Source organism: Candidatus Marsarchaeota archaeon (assembly GCA_023473665.1).
Taxonomy (GTDB): domain Archaea; phylum Micrarchaeota; class Micrarchaeia; order Micrarchaeales; family Micrarchaeaceae; genus JAMCYM01.
Genome location: JAMCYM010000003.1, coordinates 273,210 through 289,992, shown reverse-complemented (window position 1 = coordinate 289,992; position 16,783 = coordinate 273,210). Strand labels below are relative to the sequence as shown.

Sequence of the window (16,783 nt, the reverse complement as noted above, 5' to 3'; positions counted from 1 at the left end):
CAGGAATAAATAACACGATTTATCTTATTAATAGTACATTAATTGGAGGTAATAAATTTGGTATAGATAATAAAATAATTTCTTATCAGAGAGGAATTATCCGTTTTCTTAACAAAACTACCCCTACTACTAGTGCATCAACCACAACAGTACCTTACTATACAACTGCATCTACAACAACTATACAATATTCCTCTCAAAATACTACAACAATAATAACGTCTAACAATCAGACAAGTACGGGTGGATTTGGAGCGGTATTTTCTAATTTTATAGCTTCGATAGTAGATTTTTTCGCAAATATCTTTGGTAATTCAACTAACCAACACACAACCCAGACAACCATACAATACACATTAAACTCAACTACTTCTATTTATACTACTACAATTATGCCTACTTCTAATTGCATGTCTGTAGTAAATATAGGCACGAATGGAGATGGCAGTACTGGTGGAGGATGCACGAATTTCGTAGTTAATATTGGGACAAATGGAGATTATACAAACTATCAAAATGCATGCCCTTCAATTGTTAACATAGGAACAAACGGAGATTACTATAATAATGTTATTGGATGTAATCCTCAGGTGAATATGGGTACTAATGCCGACTATCACAATATCAATAGCTAAGTAGACAACGCCCTGCAACCCCTCTCTTTCTCAGCCCTTCTCCATGCTAAAACTATGTTAGAGAAGGGGGACATTTGAGGCTTCTATATATAACCCCGAGAACAAAATGGGCCCGGAGAGATTTGAACTCTCGTCCTTCTGATTATCAGTCAGACGCTCCAACCAGGCTAAGCTACGGGCCCTCAGAACTTTACTTCGATGATTTCGCCGTTCGGCTTCTCCTCCCTGAATACTTGCGTCTCGTATTTATATAGATTGACGTTCGCCTGCGTCCAATAGGTCTCGGGCAGGCCCGCCTTTACGCACACTTCGCGCAGGAACCGCTCGGCATCCCAGTGCTGCTCCACGGCCACGATGGGCAGCAGGAGGCCGCTGTATACTCCGTATTCGACAATCAGCCCGTCGCGGCCCACGACAACGTTCTTCAGGCGCGTCATTGCGCTGCCCTTCAGCGGCACCGGATCGGACAGTATGCTTACCTCTATGGCTGTATCGTCGAGCTCGTTCGTCGACATCGGCACGAAGCGCGGGTCCTCGAACGCTGCGGCCAGGGCAGCCTCAACCAGGTCATGGCTCACCGCGTTCACAGGCCTGGGAAAACCTACGCAGCCGCGCAGCTGCTCCGATGGATGGTAATAAAGCGTGACGAAAACGCCGTGCCTCTGCCTGAATTTGGAGAGCTCCTTCTCCACCATGGACTTGTCGAACTTCGGGTTCCTTATGTAGAGCTCTATGGCCGAGCGTGCAGCCTGCACCATGGTCTTGCCGTCCTCGATCGAGTATTCACGCATCGCATTGCCCGGTTAGCTATCCAAGCGCATAAATAAAGCCTTAACGCATCAAATTGATGAATGAGCGCATGCCAGGCACAATAACAGTATATACCGACGGAGCTGCGCGGGATAATCCTGGCGAGAGCGCCTCAGGTTTCATGATATACGACAGCTCCGGCAAGCTCAGGAAGAGCAGTGCGGTATACAACGGCAGCAAGACCAACAATTACGCGGAATACATGGCGGTAATCGAGGCGCTCGAATGGTGCAAAGCCCACCTCAAGGCGCCGAACGATTCCGATATAATGCTGTTCTCAGACAGTCAGCTTGTTGTCAGGCAGCTCAACGGGAATTACAAGGTCAAGGCAGGCAGCTTGGCGCCGCTGCACAAGAGGGCACTCGCGCTCGCGAAAAGCTTCAACTCAGTAACGTTCTCGAACCTGCCGCGCGAAAACGCCAACATAGGTAAAGTGGACCGCATGCTGAACGAACTGCTCGACGGAATGGGCAAGGAAAAGGGCTAAATATTTGACATTGAAATTTACTTTGAGCACTGCATGGTGATATATGATGCCTGACGAGCCAGGGAGCCAGGACGCGGGCCAGGGCGCATTGCCCCCTGCCAAGGAGCACTGGAAGAAGGGCAATTCCCTCTTCGAGGACGGCAAGTTCGAAGAAGCAGTAAAGGAGTTCACCGAAGCGATAGCGCTCAATCCCTCGTATGGGGATGCATATTTCAACAGGGCGCTCACGGAGCGCATCATGCACAACTACGACGAGGCGAAGAAAGACCTCGAAAGAGTGATGGAGCTGCAGCCGAAGAGCCCTGACGCGCCGCTCCTCTTCGGGGACATAGCCGAATCGAACAACGACCTGCTTGGCGCACGCTACTGGTACGAGAAGTCGCTGGCGGCCAACCCGGATTACGTGGAAGCGAAGAACAGGCTGGAGCACATAGACTCGCTCATACATATCGATACTGGCAAGCACGAGCAGCAGGTGTCGGTAAGCAGGCCTGCAGAGAGGGAGGAGACCGGCGACGTCATAGAAGAGGGCCAGATAAAGCGCGTGGCCTTCTACAAGTCGAAGATAAAGTTCGACAGCGTGGTCGGTCTCGAAAAGGTCAAGACATACCTGCACGACAACGTAGTGCTCGCCATACAGAAACCGGAGCTGTTCAAGAAGTACGGGAAGAAGCTCGGCGTAGGGCTTCTGCTCTACGGGCCGCCTGGCACCGGCAAGACGTATGTGGTGAACGCGATAGCTGGCGAGGCGAACGCCAACGTCATAATAGCGAGGATCAATCAGATAGTCGATATGTATACGGGCAACACGGAGAAGAACCTCCACCAGATATTCGAGCAGGCGAGGAGGAACAGGCCCTGCATTATATTTGTTGACGAGCTCGATGCACTCGGCGTCAAGCGCGGAGGTGGGGGCCAAGAGGGGGGCGAGAGCTCGGCTCTGCGCCTCGCGGTGAACCAGTTCCTGGTGGAGATGAACGGCATAGAGAGCGACCCGAACGGCCTTTTCGTGATAGGTGCGACGAACTCGCCGTGGGACATCGATCCTGCGCTAAAGCGCAGCGGCAGGTTCGGCGACAGCATCTACCTGGCGCCCCCGAAGTACCGCGACAGGAAGAGGATGTTCGAGTTCGATACGAGGAACAAGCCCAGAGGCAGGCTGAACTATGGCAGGCTTGCGCGCGCCAGTATGGGGTACAGCCCGGCAGACATAGACCGAATATGCGACAAGGCGGCAATGCTGCCACTGCTGCACGAGTACGCTTACAGCAAGAGCAGGAAGCTCGGCATGAGCGACCTGCTCAAGGTGCTCAAGGACAAGGACTTCTCGGGCAGCTCCCTCGACGAATGGTACTCGATGGTCAAGAAGGACGTGATAAGCAAGACCGAGACGCAGATCGTGGAGGGCAAGAAGCAGGAGATAGTCAAGGAGGGCAAGCTTGACGCGCAGGAGAAGGTGCTCTACAAGACAATGGTCAAGGACATAAAGAAGAACACCAGCCCTTCTAGGATCCGCCTGGTGAAGTTCATGCGCTGGTGGGCCCTTCATCTCTTCTGAAAAGCTGCTGGCGCCCGACGGCTACGATTCCTGCACCACAGCGTATGCATAAGGAGCGCCAAGGCTTCGCACCTCTATGAAGCTGTTAGAAAACGTCACGTTCACCATGTCGGCCATCGATGCGGAGTATATCGACGCGCGCCAGTTGGAGATCGCAGAGGCATTGCCGCCTGACGGCATGCTGTAGTCGATGATGCGCGCAAACGTCTCAACGGAAACTATGTTCGAGTAGAGGAGCGCCTGCTGCTGAAGGGCGGTTGATGCGTCGCCTATGCCATGCATGTAGTACAGCATTACTACAGAGAAGAGCGCCACAATCGTTATAAGCAGGCCGAAGAACGCCATTCACCCACCGCACAGCGCGAAGCAGTATTCGTTATAGGCTGCGTTGAGCTGCATCGGGATGCAGTACTCAAGCGTGCTTGCGCACTCCGCGCGCGTGCCAGAGTAAACGCTTTCGCTTCCGCGCTGCACGCCCACATAACCCAACGAATACACATTCCTGAATTCAGACAGGTATGAGATTATGCATGCCTGGTCCCATATCGCCAGGCACGACCTGAAAGTCGAATTGCGGTAGGCTATGCCTGCAATGTCGAAGACGGCCTCGTGCAGCACAACCTCCGGGGCTCCGGCATTCGAATAGGAGTAGGCGAGGTAGGTGATAGAGACCAGCAGCGACGCGCCCATTGACATTGCGACGAGCGCCTCCAGCATCGCGAGCTGCGCTTTGATCAGATCACCTTACGTTTATTGTCGAGCCTTGCACCAGCAGGGTCTGGTTCTCCGCACGCATGCGGAGCGTTATGTTCGAGAATTGGAAAGGTGCATACGGCGTGCAGGCGTATGCATTGCCGGTTTTGGTGAAGTTGCAGCCCTGCATGTATGCCGAATGCGCGCTTGCTATCGCTTGGGATGCTGCGTTATAGGCGCTTATCGCCTCTTGCATCGGGGTAGAATAGCCTACGCTGGTATTGTTGTAGTACGCCATCGTGCTTAGCAAGCTGTCATATGCCTGCTGGTACGGGTAATAGGCCGTCTGGTTCAGCAATGCATCATTCCCGTCGTATGTCCGAACCTCGTATCCCTGCGGCGACGGCCCCGTATAGGATATTCCGCCAGACACCGTGGCGTTCCCGTACTGCATGCCGGATTGGGAGTATATCCCTGAGGCGCTTGCGCTGCTGCTCAGGTTGGCATGGAGCTCGATTGACGAGTTGTACAGGAGCAGCGTTATGTTGAAATCCTTGGATGGCGCGGGCGCCAGGCCGGCTATCGATACATTTGTAGGATTGAGGTACACGCAGGTGGTGCTGGTCATGACGGGGTTCGCGCTGTAGTAGCAGGAATCGGAAAACGTCCAGTAGTACCATTTGGCGCCGCCGCACTGCTGGGATATGGAGAGCTGCTGCCCCCACCAGTTCAGATAGCTGCAGTGGCTTGATTCTGTCACGGTATACGTAGGGCTGGCATTCGAGAGGTTGAAAAGCAGGAGCTCCTTCAGGGCGTCTATCGCGGCCGAATACTGGCCAGTTTGCGCAGTAGAGTTGGCTGTTTGGTAGACTGCATACGTGTCCGTGCTTGCGAGCTGCGGGTCTCCAGGCGCTACCGCGTAGTCAATGCCAATTGTATACGCGCCAGGCGCCTTCGGTATGAACGTAAAGCTGAACACTGCCAGCCCGTCCATGCTCGTGTTGGCGTATGAGCGTGGCTCGATAACCGCGCCGCTAGACGACACATTTATGTACCGCATGGTCACGGCGGTGCCGGAGAACGCAACAAGAACAACATTGCTCCTGTTGACGTATGTAACGGCAGGTACCTCCATGTACGGGCCGCTGTAATGCGGTGACTGGGGCGCCGAGAAATTCGCCTGCGCAGCATAGCTCGAGTTGGCCACGCCTGCCAGTGCATTCTCCTGGATGTGTACCATATGGCCATAGATTGCGAGCATCGTGAGGCTTATGCCCGCGACTGCTGCAATAAGCAGCATGAATTCGATCGATGCCTGCAGTTTCATTGTGTCGCCTAAGTCCACTTCATGATGTATACAGATCCATTCAGCACGATAAGCCGGGAGCCGTTGTATGGGCGCATGCCGCTGCCACTTTTGCTTATTTGTAGTCTTGCAGTTGATATGTTGCCGAGCGTGGGCATGGAGGCGTTGGGCTCCGATGCGAGATATGCGGCTTTCTGCATCTGCGCGCCTGATGATATGGCACCCTGGACACCCTGCGCATACGCCTCAATCGTACTGGCGGTGCGGCCAGCCGCGTAAACTGCGCCGATTACCAGCAGCGCAAATAGGGCTGCGGCAGCCAGCATTTCGACCTGCGCGGCCTGCGCCTTTTTCTTCATTCGCTCACGTTGCTATACCGAAAAGCCCATACGGGGCTATGCTTGAGTTTATCGCTGCATGCGACGCGTTCGATGCATTGCTTATGCTCGCATATGCCGCATGCAGCGGCACTATGGCAAGGTGCATGCCCCACATGGCGAAAAGCGCCACAGCCAGCGCCATCGCGAGTTCCGCCAGAATGCTTGCTGAAAGCTGAGCCCGCATGATGTCACCCTGCATCAAGCACGTATGTGCCGTTGTACGCGTACGCCATCGAGAGCTCCGCAAGCCCGCTGCTTGCGCACACCCTGGCGCTGAATTCCACAGGCGCGTCAAGCTCCAGCGAGCCGCCGAGCGAGCTCGCCAGCATAGTCGCATGACCGCCGCACAGTCCGCCTGGCACGTACGCTGTGAAGTTGCTCGAAGAGTACTGCATGTTGGAGTTTATCGCTGCTGCGAGCTGCCCGTAATCCATGCCTGAGTAGGCCTTCGCCACGGGTCCGTACGCATGCGATGCGAGCGGAAGCACCGCGGCAAGGGCCAGCACCGAAGCTGCAGTATAGAGCATGAACTCGAACGAGGCCTGCGCCCTAGGGCATGCATCCATTCTGCATCACTACTTCGGCGCCGTCAGGTTTGCAAGCTCGTTCGTGAGCTCAGCACCTATGCTCTGGTTCGTGGAGTTGAAGAACGTGTGCACGGCAGCGCCCTTCAGCTGCATTATCATTGCCAGGGCTATCACGATGATGATGCTCACCGCAGAGAGCATCATTATGTACTCGAGAGAGCTCTGCGCACGCTTCGCCCTTGCGACCGCAAGGAACGCCCTTATCACGTTTATCTGCCCTTCCATCATTTACCCACCTATACACATCATATGGCAAGCGAGAGCGTTGACACCACCCTCATTACAATCACTGCGACAGCGCCGAAGAACGCAGTGCTCGCTGCCCTCGCCGTAATCTTTCCTGGGCCGCGCATCGTGCCGGCATAGTTGGCCAGCACTGCGTATGCCGTGAATATGGCGAAGAGCTGCGCCGGATTTATGGACGTGCCCCCTAGTGAAGCATGCGCAAAGGCCATCACATTCATGCTTATGCCTGCGAAGAGCGGGAAGAACACAGCTGTGCCCATACGCAGCACAGAGGAGTAGTTGCTAGCAAGGCCTATGCCTCTCATGCGGTACGACTCTTCATGCTCCAGATCGCTTGCCAGCGCCTCAATCGGGTTCAGCGGGCTTGCGCTGCTGGGCAGCAGGCGCGCCATTAGCTCGAACAGCCTGCGCAGCTTGTCAGAGCCCATCGCATCGAGCGAGGCTATGGCAGAAGCATCGCCTGAACCCTTGTAGCGGAACAGTGCGGCCCTTAGCCCATCGTACCGCCTTTCGCCTGGCACCATTGAACGCTCCAAAGAGCCGAGCAGCGGCTTGCCGCGCCGCAGGCGCTCCGCAAGCCGGCGCGCAAGGCCGAGGGCCATAGAGTCTGCGCTTGCCCTGGCCTTATTGGCGCGCGTCCTGCTTGCGTTCCACGCGAAACCGAATACTGCTATTACGGCTATTGCAGGCACCATGATGCCAAGATAGGCGAGGAGCAGCGCCGCTGCAAAAGAAGGCAGGGCCGCAGCGCCGCTGCCCATGATTCCCAGCAATGCCCTCGCATCAGCTCTCATCCATCCACCCGGTGCTCATGCTGTAAAGGCCAGGCATGGCAACTACAAGCATAACAGCAAAGGCGCCAAGGAGCAGGCCCTGCTGGTAGACTATAGAATAGCCGACGAGCCCGAATGTCATGAACGACGGCACGATGGTCCCGAGCAGCATCGATATTGCGCCGGAGCGCTGCATGCGGCCGGCGCGCCTCTCAGATGCTTCAGTTGCGTTTCTTTCGAGCTCCTCGTCGAACGAGCGCAGGGCGCCGGCCATGTTGGCGCTTGCAGCGGCGCGCGCCATGCACGCAATCCCCTCCTTGAGGGCATCACTGAAGCCCGAGCAGCGCTGGTCTGCAATCGCGTTCCCGATCGCCTGCTTGGGCATGTCGCCCGCTTCCATTCTCGCCAATGCGATGCCTAGAACCGAACGCGCAGCGTCGTCAGGGCGCGCATGGCCGATAGAGGCCCGCAATGCTGCAGGGAAGGGCTTGCCATGCGCCATACGCGAGAGCGTCTCCTGGATTATGAGATGGAGCCCGGCCAGCTCGGCAGCGCGCCGCCGCGCTGCGGCACGGCGCATTCCGAAGATTAGGAACACGGCAAGCAATGAAACTGACAGAGGTATGAACACAAGCAGCCTTACGCCAGTAAGGCCGATAATTGCTAGGGCTGCAATCGGCGCTGCAACAGTGCCAATCACCTGCTCTGCGCTTGGAATGATCATAGGACGACACCATACTCTCTTATCAGGTTGTAGACGTCTCCTTCCTTGCTTGTAAGCCCTGCCAGGAACGAGGCCCTGCGCTTGAAATCCTTAATCGTTTCGGCCATGCTGAGCGAGAACTCGCTGGAATATGCCTTGAGGACCTTTGAGGCCTTCAGGGCCTGTTGGATGACGCTCGCGCCTTCGGCCACGTACAGCACGTCGAATTCCTTGCCTGTTTCGTATGGCAGCTCGCCCCTCGCAAGCCATGAGTACTCTGCTATGCTCGATAGCCTTCGCACGCCGTCATGCGCCTTCTCCATGAGCACGGAAACGTCCAGCATGCTTACGAGCTCGCGCTGCACGGCCATGGGCTTCGTCGAGAGCCTGTCTATCACGGCGGTGCCGTTGGCTGACGCGTGCAGCGTAGTTATGAACGGCACGCCTATGTTTGCGCCGAAGAAGACCTCGCCTGTCTCCTCGCCCCGCACCTCTCCAACAATCAGCCTGTCAGGCCTCAGGTGCAGCGCGTTGATCACCTGCTCCTTGACCGCATGCCTGCCCGCTATGCTCGAGCCCTGCAGCATCGTCGCATTCATGAAGTTGCCATACGGCTTGAGCTCGTTTATGTCTTCTTCTATGGTTATTATGCGCTCGTAGTGCGGCATTAGGTCGTTGAGCGCCACCAGGAGCGTGGTCTTGCCAGTGGCTGGAGCGCCTGCTATGGCTATGTTCGCGCCCGCAAGAAGCGCCATCCACAGATATGCGAGCGCCTCCGCGCTGGTCGTGCCTTCTGCGAGCATGCGCCTGATATCTATGCGCCTGCCTGCGCTCAGGCGTATCGAGGCCGCTGCGCCGCTTACTGCATACGGAGCCAGCTGCGCGTGAAGCCTGGAACCGTCATACAGCTGCGCGTCTATGATGGGATGTTCTTCGCTTATCTCGGTGTCGAGATCGCCGAGTATGCGGTTCATGGTGAACCTGAATTCTGGCGCGCCGTTGAATCTCATGTTTGTCTGGCAGTAGCCGTACTTTGAGTGGTAGATCACGATATTCGAAGCCGGAGAATTTATCATTATCTCTTCTATGCCAGACCTGTCGTCGAGCAGCATGCTTATAGGGCCGTAGCCCGCTACCTCGTGCGCCGCTATGTAGGGGATTATGGCCTTGCGCGGATCGGCCTCCGTGAATGTTGACGCGATCGACATGGCCCTCTCGATTGCAGGCCTGAAGGTCAGGTCGCCAACTCCCATGTCTGCCGAGAGCGCATTGATGAGCCTGGATTTGGCCTTCGCTGCATCATTCATCACCGCCTTCTCGTCGGGAAGGGCGAGCAGCGAATAGAGCATCGAGCTGCCGGACTTGCCTATGACCCTGAAGCGGTCCGGCTGTTCGAGTGGCTTGTCAGGATATGAAGCGGTTATGGTGAACGAGAGCTTGCCCTCAGCCATGCGCCCACCCTTTTGCGCATGTCGCGCCCCAATGTTGCCGAGTAGGCCATGCAGCAATGCCATCTACTCATCTACCATTATATTTACTAAAGTAAATATTCTTATACTTTTGTATATAAGTTTGGCAATGGGCCGCCAGAAAATCCGTCCAGAGGGCGTTTAATCTTGAATATTAGTCAACGTTTGTGACCCGCACTACAAAGGCTTTTAAACCTTCATTCTGAATAGTTTGTGTGGGTGGGTATGCCTAAGCGTGAGAAGCAGCAAGATGAGATTTGGGCGCTCCGAAAGGTGCTCAGCAGGCCGAATTACGCTGTAATGAATCTGCTTTTGCAGAAATCTCCGAGAACCACCAAGGAGCTCTACGCGGATCTGGAGAAGAAGTTCACCAGAAAGACGCTCATAATAACGCTCAGGGAGCTCTCGCTCGACCTCAACGCCATACAGCCGACGCACATAAGGACGGCGAACGGCTACGGCCTCGGCTACAAGCTCAATCCAAAGATGAAGGACATAGTGAAGAGCGTGCAGAAGTTTTCTAGAATAATAGAGAATGCAAGGGAAGTGTGAACGGCCATATCGAAGGCCGGCATACCTTATCGCTTACTCGGTGACTGATTTTTGGAAATGGACCTAGGATGGATTATCAACCACGCGCACCTTCCTCTGCTGCCTGAACATCTCCTCGACCTCCTTCGTAGTCGTCGCCTCTTCTACGCTCTTGTCGCTCCTCACCGCCTCTTCGCCCACAAGCCTCGGGAAGCGCAGCGCGTATCCTGTCTCCTCGCCGCTCTCGCTCTTCGACCTGCCGCAGGTGTGCATGGGCGAGCGCGTTATCTCGTCGGCCTTTACCGTGACTACGTACTTGGGATAAACCCAGAAATCCGGTTCTATCAGCGAGTCTACGCGCGCGGGCTTGGGCTTCGACTTCGCCTTGTCAAGGAGTTCCTTTAGCTCGGTCATCTGCTTCTCGGTGAAGCCGGTGCCCAGCCTGGAAACCGTCTCGAACATGTCACGCTTCTCGTTGTAGACCGCGCAGAGCAGGCCCCCGAACTTTAACTCGGCGCGAGCGCCCCTGCCGAGGAAGTAGCCCACTATGACGAGGTCGAGCGTGTCAGAGAGCTCGCCCCTGTAGCTGCGCTTGAGCTTTATCCAGCTGAACTTTCTGGCGCCGGCTATGTATTCTGCCTGCAGGTCCTTCGCCACTATGCCCTCGAGGCCGTTCTCGACGGAGCTCTCGAAGAACGATTCGAGCTCCTTGGCCGAAGAGGTTATGATGCGCTTTGTTGGCAGTATTATGCCGTCTTTTGACAGCACGCCCTCGAGCGCCTTCCTCCGCTGCTCGTAAGGTTCGTGCATGTAGTCCTTGCCATCGATGTACATCACGTCGAACGCCATGAGGTGCAGTGGCAGCTCCTCTATCTTCTCCTTGATGCCGTGCTTGCGCTTCCTCTGTATCGTTTCCTGGAATGGCATGAACTCGCCGGTAGCTTCGTTGTATGCCAGCGCCTCGCCTTCGAATATTATGCGCCGCGCCTTGACCTCGCGCTGCACCGCCTTCACTATGTCAGGGAACATGGCAGTGGTGTTCTCCAGCCTTCGCGAGAATATGCGCACGTCAGCACCGTCCTTGTGTATCTGGCACCTGAATCCGTCGTACTTCTGCTCTACGGCGCACCTCCCGTGCATGCGCTCCAGTATCTGCTCTGCGGTAGGCAGCCGCTCCGCAAGAGCGGGCCTTATCGGCTTGAATAGATCCACCTTGAAGTGCTTTATGGCATCGGCGCCGCCCTCCTTCACGGCCCTGCCCACGAGGCCGAGGTCGCTGCATATGTTGTATGCGGCTTCTAGCTCCGCCTTTATCGAGCGCCCTCCTGTAGCAACCACGGAAAGCGCCTCGAGTATTGTCGAGTCGCCTGCGCCGAGGCGCAGCTCGCCGAGTGGGTAGCGCACAACGTAGCGCGCCTCAAGCGGCGACGACGATGCTATCGCATCGGCAAGCATCTTTATCTTGGTGTCCTTACTCCCGTGGCCGGAGGTGCGCGAGATCTTGAGCATCGTGTCGTATAACTGGCTGACTGTGTACTGCGAGCTTCGCATGCGCCTCAGCTTGGTAGCTCCAACCAGCTTCTCTGCCACCAGTCCCATGTCCCCGAGCTTCTTGTACTCGGAATGCACCTGCTCCTTCGTGTAGCCTGTTGCCATGGCTATGGAGTCTTCGGCCGTCTTCTCCGCTATGCCGAAGTCGAGGCCCTCGAACGGCGGGGCGAGTATGCCCTCCGTCATATATATTATCTTCTGAGCCTCTTCCGTGCCGGCGCTCTTGAGCGCTTCGGTCAGTATGTCTATCATCGTGAGGCGCGAAGACACTCCTTCGAGCCTGCTATAAAAATCGGCAAGTTCCTTGAAAAGCATAAACACCGATAACGCTTTGCGCGCCCAGCTCTAAAAACGTATGCACGGCTAGCACGTTGATAGCGAGGCCTTGAGCCATGAGCAGCCGGCCTGCAGCGAGCAGGTGTTCTGGCCATTGTCGACAATCGATGTTGAGCCGGAACTGGAGCCTATGCACGCCAGGCCGTAGGTGAAGCCATAAAGGAAGTTGTTTTCCAGCGTATCCCCCATAGAACCAGAGAACACCAGGCCTGCGCCCTTCAGGCTGTGCGCCGTGTTTGCCTGTACGTTTATGCCCGTCGCATTGGACAGGTCGTATGCGTCGTACGTCGAATCTACGTAGTTGCCACGCAGCTCGTTGCCCGATACGTTGTACAGCGCAACTCCCGTAGATTCTGTTGTTATGTTGTTGTACAGGACGTCTGCGCCCTGCGAATTTGATATGCTTATTGAGGCCTGCGATGGCGCGCCGGTCGCGTTGCTGAATATTGTATTGTTCTGCACGGTAACGCTCGAGTTTATCGCGACGATCGGTTTCGTGAAGCCCTTCAGGTTGCAGTTCTCTATTGTTCCCGACTTGACGTTCTTGAAGAGCGCGAACGTGCCGCCGTTCTCGGCCAGCACAGTGTGGCCCATGCAGTTGATTGTCGTGTCGTTTGAGTATATGCCGTAGCACAGCGTGCCTGTCGAATATTCCATGTCAGATGTAAACTGGTAGGTCGTAGGGGACGTGAATGCAGTGCATATGCTCATTACGGGCTGCGTGATGGCGGCCAGCCACGAGCAGCCGCTCTTCTTCGTGCCGTAGTTCACGCCACCGTTCTCCGCTTCGAGCGAGCTGGCCGATGGGCTGCAGGCGTAGTCGTAGGTGCCGCTGAGCTGCACCATATTGTTAGACACAGTATTGTTCAGCGAGCCCTGGCCGAAATACATGCCCATCGAGTCACCGGACATGAAATTGCTGTAAACGTCATTGTTGAGCGATGCATTCATCGTTATGCCAATACCAGGCGAGCCCTGTGTCACGTTGTTAGAGTATATGCTGGTGTTGCTGACAGACAGCATGCTTATTCCTGCAACAGAGCTTGAGGATATGCGATTGCCATGCACAGATGAGTTTGACACCCTGTAGAGTGATATGCCTGTAGGGCTGGAGCTTATGCGCGATGAGTTGACGTGTACGCCAGTTGCGTTCCTTACCGTAATTCCGCGCGTGAACGATACGATCGTGCAGTTAGATAGTGATACGTTGTTCACATTTGCGATCTGGAATGCCGTGCTGTTGATGCTGGGCTTCAACTGAGTTATGGAGAAGCCGTTGCACGAGAACCGAACATCGTTGGCGGTTATGCCCAGGCACTCCGGCGAGCCTGTGAGCACGTTGCTTGTCAGCGTGTAGTTGCCTGACCTGCTTACTATCATGCATCCGTTCACCGGATAGTACTTGAGCAATGGGGAATAATGCTGCGCGCATGTGGCCCATGCAGCATCGGTTAGGCCGCAGGACGTGCCCTGCATCAGGTTGTAGTTCTGGCCTGCTGAGCTGTTAGTCGCGAAGACGTCCATCCGGCTGTTATTCTGGGCCACGCCGCGCGTGAAGACATTGCCGGTCGAGTTTGCCAGGTATATGCCGTACGTGTTGCCCGATGCATTGAATGACTGCACCGTGTTAAGCGTTGAGTTGGACAGGTATATGCCGCTGGCATAGCCGGTGGCCTTCAGGCCGAGCAGCGTGTTGTCCCTTGATTTCTGGATAAGTACACCTGTGCTCCCGGTGGCGAGCGTGCTGTTGGTGACGTTCGAATGAACCACGTTGTCGAACGCTATGCCTATCTGGGAATCGCTTATGTTGCAGTCGCTGAGCTGTATTCCTGATTCAGAGGCCGCGCTTATCCCTATATATGCGCCGGTTATCGGCATGCGGTTGCAGCTGAGCTCCACATTGCTGGCGTTCACCGTTATGCACGGCTGCACGGACAGGCTGCGGCTTGCATTGAGGCCGTTCTCCAGGCTGTACAGGCCTGGCGAGTTTATCGAGCCGCACGTGCGTATTGAGCTGCCAAGCGATATGGCCGAGAAGTTGAGCGGCATGTTCGTGCCCATGCACGTGGCAAAGTCACAGCCGTTGTTGTTGTAGCATGTGTTTGACAGCGCTGTGCTGCTGTTGGGGAATCCATACACAGGCACACAAGTGAAAGAGTACTGCGACCCGTTAATGTAATTATCTTTGAATGAGTTGCCAGACGAATCAATGTAGATGCCAGACTGAGTGTTGTTCGTTATAGTGTTGTTGTACACGCTTGTGCCAGCAGTGTCGCCAGACATGTAGAGGGCGCCCTGGTAGCTCGGTGCCTTTGATAGGTAGTTCATGCTCAGCGTGCTGTTCGGCGAATTGTAAAGGTACACGTCAGCCATTGCGTTCTGCGAGACGTTGTTGCGCGTAAGGGTTAGAGAAGGGGCGTACGTTGCGTATATGCCGTATGAGAATGCGCTGACAACGCAGCCGCTTATGGTGTCATCGCTGCCGTTGACCGCGATCCCATACGTGTAAGGCGTCGAATTGCCGTACGGCCCAGAGCCGGTTATGCGGTTCTGGTTGCATATCAGCGAGACGTCGCTTGCTTTTATCGTTATGCATGCGCCAGAGCCATGCGATGACACGTCGCCCGACAGGTAATACGAGCCTGACGCGTTTATTGCCTGGCACGATGATATTGCGCCGACGGGCATTGCCGTAGTAGTGGCTATTGTCGTGGTTACAGTGCGGTGGGTTAGCACACCTGACGCGAATAGTACGCCGATTACGGCAACCACCACGATAACGCCTATTATCGCTATATTGCGCACAGGCGGCCCGAACCGCGCGGGCTTGTAGTATTGGGGCTGCACGGGGCGGGATGGCGTCACATCGAATTTCGTGCCTTGGCTCTGCCAGTCCTGCTGCGGTATGCCAGGCGTGGAAACCGCTTCTTGGCCTGGGATGCCCGGGTCAGGCATCTGCGGCTCTTTGCCAGCATCGCCGCTTTGCATGTCAAAAGGCTGGTCGGCCATCCTCAATACCTCAGCAAATTAATCAGGTAATCAACTGCGTTTATCTTTAAAGCTTTATATGTCTAAGCATAGGATTGGAAGGCGGCGCAGGCCCCGGTAACTCAGCGGTAGAGTGCCAGTTTCGTAAACTGGAAGCCGAGGGTTCAAATCCCTCTCGGGGCTCTTAACTTTAAGTAAGGAACCCGCTTAGGTTCATACTAAAGTATAAAGGCGATGAAGGCCTAAAAGAAAAGAGTCTATTTTTATGCTCTTTTATACATGGTTTGATGGATTAAGATTAGGTTTATTTGGTTTATTATAACAAACAAGATGCATGCATTTCGTTTATTGTAGTAAACAAAATGTATTTATAATTATCATTACCAATAGATCCATATGGAAAGCGAGATATTTTCAAGGCTAGAGCTTAACAGCGGAAAGCAGATAGAAAAAGCAAAGCGTTTAGGCAAACATAGGTACATTTTTGAAGAACTCAAGGCAGCATCGCCAAAATTTTACCATGGCATATATGGGATAAGAGGCATTGGCAAAACAGTTCTTCTGCTGCAGTTGGCCGCCTTAAAAGAAAAATCACTTTATATACCGGTAGATGCAAAATATCTGTTAAAGTATGACATTTATGATATAGTATCATATGCTTTAGATAAAGGATATAAGAATATGTATATAGACGAAATCCATACAAGATCAGGTTGGACTTCGGATATTAAAACGCTTTATGACGAAGGCAATGCAAACATAATATTCACAGGTTCTTCGGCAATTGAATTGCAAAAAGGTGCAGACCTTAGCAGGCGCGCAATAATGCACGAGTTGAAACCTGCCTCTTTAAGAGAATATTTGAATATAAAGAAAAACGAGAATTTAGAATCTGTGCATTTTGATGACCTTATTCACCTTCCAAAACGCAGGGATATTTTAACAAAGTATGCAAGATTTGCCCCGTATATGGAAGAATACTATAGATATGGAGGCATATTATATGATGATATTGAGAAAGAATACCCAGAAGCGATACTAAATACTATAGAAAAGATGCTTGTTACTGATTTGGCAAGCCTTAAAGAGATTGACATAAATTCGACAAACAAGCTTTATAAGCTGCTTTATAAAGTGGCTGCCTCGGGACCGTATGAGGTAAGCTACTCAAGTATAGCAAGTTATTTGGAAATAAGCAAGGTAACAGCAATAAAATTCATAAACGACCTTTCGAAGGTTGGGATTATTTTGCAGCTCTTTCCATGCAAAGAGGGCTTTAGGAAGGAGCCGAAGATATTCTTAAGCATACCTTTCCGCCAGGCCCTTAATAGTTCACAAAAGGCAGATACCGATATTGGGGCAAAAAGGGAAGAGTTTTTTGTGAATTGTGTGAAGCCAAACTGTTACTTTAAAACAGAAAGGGGAGAAAAGACCCCAGATTTTGCAGTAAATGGAACAGTTATAGAAGTAAGCGGCAAATGGAGGAAGACAAGCAATGCCGATTACATTGCAGTAGATTCGATCGATTTCCAAGAAAACAAGATACCTTTATTTTTATTCGGATTTTTGTATTAGTTACAAATGCAACAGAAGATGCACAAATACACCCAAAACCAGTACAGCAAATAGAAGTATTTCAACTCTTGTCAATTGTGAGTTGGCTTGCGTGGAGGCGTGCCCTCTCGGGGCTTCTGAAATTCAGTTTAAGTCCCATAAGGCTTATATAGTCT

18 protein-coding genes and 2 tRNA genes are annotated in these 16,783 nt (G+C 53.7%); 6 read left to right on the top strand and 14 right to left on the bottom strand.

All coding sequences use genetic code 11. The annotated features are described in order from the left end of the window. Positions 1-635 (top strand): hypothetical protein (locus M1158_04425; GenBank protein ID MCL5100327.1); only part of this gene is annotated, 635 nt, incomplete at its 5' end. Positions 636-742: 107 nt separating this feature from the next. On the opposite strand, the gene M1158_04420 is transcribed toward M1158_04425, so the two are convergent. Both M1158_04420 and M1158_04415 read right to left on the bottom strand, forming a co-directional pair. Continuing rightward, positions 743-817, bottom strand: a tRNA-Ile gene (locus tag M1158_04420). Next, on the bottom strand, positions 818-1,426 hold the full coding sequence (locus tag M1158_04415; protein ID MCL5100326.1) for a TIGR00296 family protein: 609 nt from the start codon (positions 1,424-1,426) through the stop codon (positions 818-820). 68 nt (positions 1,427-1,494) lie between these two features. Between M1158_04415 and M1158_04410 the strand changes: the two genes are divergently transcribed. Together M1158_04410 and M1158_04405 are read left to right on the top strand one after the other, a co-directional pair. Next, on the top strand, positions 1,495-1,932 hold the full coding sequence (locus tag M1158_04410) for a ribonuclease HI family protein (protein MCL5100325.1): 438 nt from the start codon (positions 1,495-1,497) through the stop codon (positions 1,930-1,932). A gap of 46 nt (positions 1,933-1,978) precedes the next feature. After that, positions 1,979-3,490 (top strand): AAA family ATPase, encoded by a 1,512-nt coding sequence (locus tag M1158_04405; protein ID MCL5100324.1) that lies wholly within the window; start codon positions 1,979-1,981, stop codon positions 3,488-3,490. 21 nt (positions 3,491-3,511) lie between these two features. On the opposite strand, the gene M1158_04400 is transcribed toward M1158_04405, so the two are convergent. From M1158_04400 to M1158_04355, 10 genes are read right to left on the bottom strand one after another with little or no spacing between them, the layout of a single operon-like run. After that, positions 3,512-3,835 (bottom strand): hypothetical protein, encoded by a 324-nt coding sequence (locus tag M1158_04400; protein MCL5100323.1) that lies wholly within the window; start codon positions 3,833-3,835, stop codon positions 3,512-3,514. After that, positions 3,836-4,207 carry a hypothetical protein gene (locus M1158_04395; GenBank protein MCL5100322.1) on the bottom strand — a complete coding sequence of 124 codons (372 nt, stop codon included), beginning with the start codon at positions 4,205-4,207 and terminating at the stop codon, positions 3,836-3,838. 22 nt (positions 4,208-4,229) lie between these two features. Further along, entirely contained in the window at positions 4,230-5,510 is a 1,281-nt protein-coding gene (locus M1158_04390; GenBank protein ID MCL5100321.1) for a hypothetical protein, read from the bottom strand. 8 nt (positions 5,511-5,518) lie between these two features. Further along, positions 5,519-5,848 (bottom strand): hypothetical protein, encoded by a 330-nt coding sequence (locus M1158_04385; GenBank protein MCL5100320.1) that lies wholly within the window; start codon positions 5,846-5,848, stop codon positions 5,519-5,521. A 4-nt stretch (positions 5,849-5,852) separates the two neighbouring features. Continuing rightward, entirely contained in the window at positions 5,853-6,053 is a 201-nt protein-coding gene (locus M1158_04380; GenBank protein ID MCL5100319.1) for a hypothetical protein, read from the bottom strand. A gap of 4 nt (positions 6,054-6,057) precedes the next feature. Further along, entirely contained in the window at positions 6,058-6,435 is a 378-nt protein-coding gene (locus M1158_04375) for a hypothetical protein (GenBank protein MCL5100318.1), read from the bottom strand. Between the two features lie 9 nt (positions 6,436-6,444). Beyond that, positions 6,445-6,684 carry a hypothetical protein gene (locus M1158_04370; GenBank protein MCL5100317.1) on the bottom strand — a complete coding sequence of 80 codons (240 nt, stop codon included), beginning with the start codon at positions 6,682-6,684 and terminating at the stop codon, positions 6,445-6,447. 17 nt (positions 6,685-6,701) lie between these two features. Further along, positions 6,702-7,496 carry a hypothetical protein gene (locus M1158_04365; protein MCL5100316.1) on the bottom strand — a complete coding sequence of 265 codons (795 nt, stop codon included), beginning with the start codon at positions 7,494-7,496 and terminating at the stop codon, positions 6,702-6,704. Continuing rightward, positions 7,486-8,199, bottom strand: a complete 714-nt coding sequence (locus tag M1158_04360; protein MCL5100315.1) for a hypothetical protein — start codon at positions 8,197-8,199, stop codon at positions 7,486-7,488. The genes M1158_04365 and M1158_04360 overlap by 11 nt, the downstream gene beginning before the upstream one ends. After that, positions 8,196-9,629 carry a type II/IV secretion system ATPase subunit gene (locus M1158_04355; GenBank protein ID MCL5100314.1) on the bottom strand — a complete coding sequence of 478 codons (1,434 nt, stop codon included), beginning with the start codon at positions 9,627-9,629 and terminating at the stop codon, positions 8,196-8,198. Before M1158_04355 ends, M1158_04360 begins: the two co-directional genes overlap by 4 nt. Before the next feature lie 243 nt (positions 9,630-9,872). On the opposite strand from M1158_04355, the gene M1158_04350 reads away from it, so the two are divergent. Then, positions 9,873-10,199 carry a hypothetical protein gene (locus M1158_04350; GenBank protein ID MCL5100313.1) on the top strand — a complete coding sequence of 109 codons (327 nt, stop codon included), beginning with the start codon at positions 9,873-9,875 and terminating at the stop codon, positions 10,197-10,199. 63 nt (positions 10,200-10,262) lie between these two features. On the opposite strand, the gene M1158_04345 is transcribed toward M1158_04350, so the two are convergent. Both M1158_04345 and M1158_04340 read right to left on the bottom strand, forming a co-directional pair. Next, positions 10,263-12,044 carry an ATP-dependent DNA ligase gene (locus tag M1158_04345; GenBank protein ID MCL5100312.1) on the bottom strand — a complete coding sequence of 594 codons (1,782 nt, stop codon included), beginning with the start codon at positions 12,042-12,044 and terminating at the stop codon, positions 10,263-10,265. Between the two features lie 48 nt (positions 12,045-12,092). Next, the gene (locus tag M1158_04340) at positions 12,093-15,074 is read right to left on the bottom strand and encodes a right-handed parallel beta-helix repeat-containing protein (protein ID MCL5100311.1); all 2,982 of its coding nucleotides are present in this window, start codon (positions 15,072-15,074) and stop codon (positions 12,093-12,095) included. Between the two features lie 90 nt (positions 15,075-15,164). Here M1158_04340 and M1158_04335 point away from each other — a divergent pair. Both M1158_04335 and M1158_04330 read left to right on the top strand, forming a co-directional pair. Continuing rightward, a tRNA-Thr gene (locus M1158_04335) sits at positions 15,165-15,236 on the top strand. Positions 15,237-15,449: 213 nt separating this feature from the next. Beyond that, positions 15,450-16,628 carry an AAA family ATPase gene (locus M1158_04330; GenBank protein MCL5100310.1) on the top strand — a complete coding sequence of 393 codons (1,179 nt, stop codon included), beginning with the start codon at positions 15,450-15,452 and terminating at the stop codon, positions 16,626-16,628. The last annotated feature ends 155 nt before the right edge of the window (positions 16,629-16,783 follow it).

Excerpts from the sequence above, each read along its gene's own strand:
- M1158_04415 (MCL5100326.1), bottom strand. The coding sequence starts at position 1,426 with ATGCGTGAATACTCGATCGAGGACGGCAAGACCATGGTGCAGGCTGCA.
- M1158_04410 (MCL5100325.1), top strand. The coding sequence starts at position 1,495 with ATGCCAGGCACAATAACAGTATATACCGACGGAGCTGCGCGGGATAAT.
- M1158_04405 (MCL5100324.1), top strand. The coding sequence starts at position 1,979 with ATGCCTGACGAGCCAGGGAGCCAGGACGCGGGCCAGGGCGCATTGCCC.
- M1158_04400 (MCL5100323.1), bottom strand. The coding sequence starts at position 3,835 with ATGGCGTTCTTCGGCCTGCTTATAACGATTGTGGCGCTCTTCTCTGTA.
- M1158_04395 (MCL5100322.1), bottom strand. The coding sequence starts at position 4,207 with ATGCTGGAGGCGCTCGTCGCAATGTCAATGGGCGCGTCGCTGCTGGTC.
- M1158_04390 (MCL5100321.1), bottom strand. The coding sequence starts at position 5,510 with ATGAAACTGCAGGCATCGATCGAATTCATGCTGCTTATTGCAGCAGTC.
- M1158_04385 (MCL5100320.1), bottom strand. The coding sequence starts at position 5,848 with ATGAAGAAAAAGGCGCAGGCCGCGCAGGTCGAAATGCTGGCTGCCGCA.
- M1158_04380 (MCL5100319.1), bottom strand. The coding sequence starts at position 6,053 with ATGCGGGCTCAGCTTTCAGCAAGCATTCTGGCGGAACTCGCGATGGCG.
- M1158_04375 (MCL5100318.1), bottom strand. The coding sequence starts at position 6,435 with ATGGATGCATGCCCTAGGGCGCAGGCCTCGTTCGAGTTCATGCTCTAT.
- M1158_04370 (MCL5100317.1), bottom strand. The coding sequence starts at position 6,684 with ATGATGGAAGGGCAGATAAACGTGATAAGGGCGTTCCTTGCGGTCGCA.
- M1158_04365 (MCL5100316.1), bottom strand. The coding sequence starts at position 7,496 with ATGAGAGCTGATGCGAGGGCATTGCTGGGAATCATGGGCAGCGGCGCT.
- M1158_04360 (MCL5100315.1), bottom strand. The coding sequence starts at position 8,199 with ATGATCATTCCAAGCGCAGAGCAGGTGATTGGCACTGTTGCAGCGCCG.
- M1158_04355 (MCL5100314.1), bottom strand. The coding sequence starts at position 9,629 with ATGGCTGAGGGCAAGCTCTCGTTCACCATAACCGCTTCATATCCTGAC.
- M1158_04350 (MCL5100313.1), top strand. The coding sequence starts at position 9,873 with ATGCCTAAGCGTGAGAAGCAGCAAGATGAGATTTGGGCGCTCCGAAAG.
- M1158_04345 (MCL5100312.1), bottom strand. The coding sequence starts at position 12,044 with ATGCTTTTCAAGGAACTTGCCGATTTTTATAGCAGGCTCGAAGGAGTG.
- M1158_04340 (MCL5100311.1), bottom strand. The coding sequence starts at position 15,074 with ATGGCCGACCAGCCTTTTGACATGCAAAGCGGCGATGCTGGCAAAGAG.
- M1158_04330 (MCL5100310.1), top strand. The coding sequence starts at position 15,450 with ATGGAAAGCGAGATATTTTCAAGGCTAGAGCTTAACAGCGGAAAGCAG.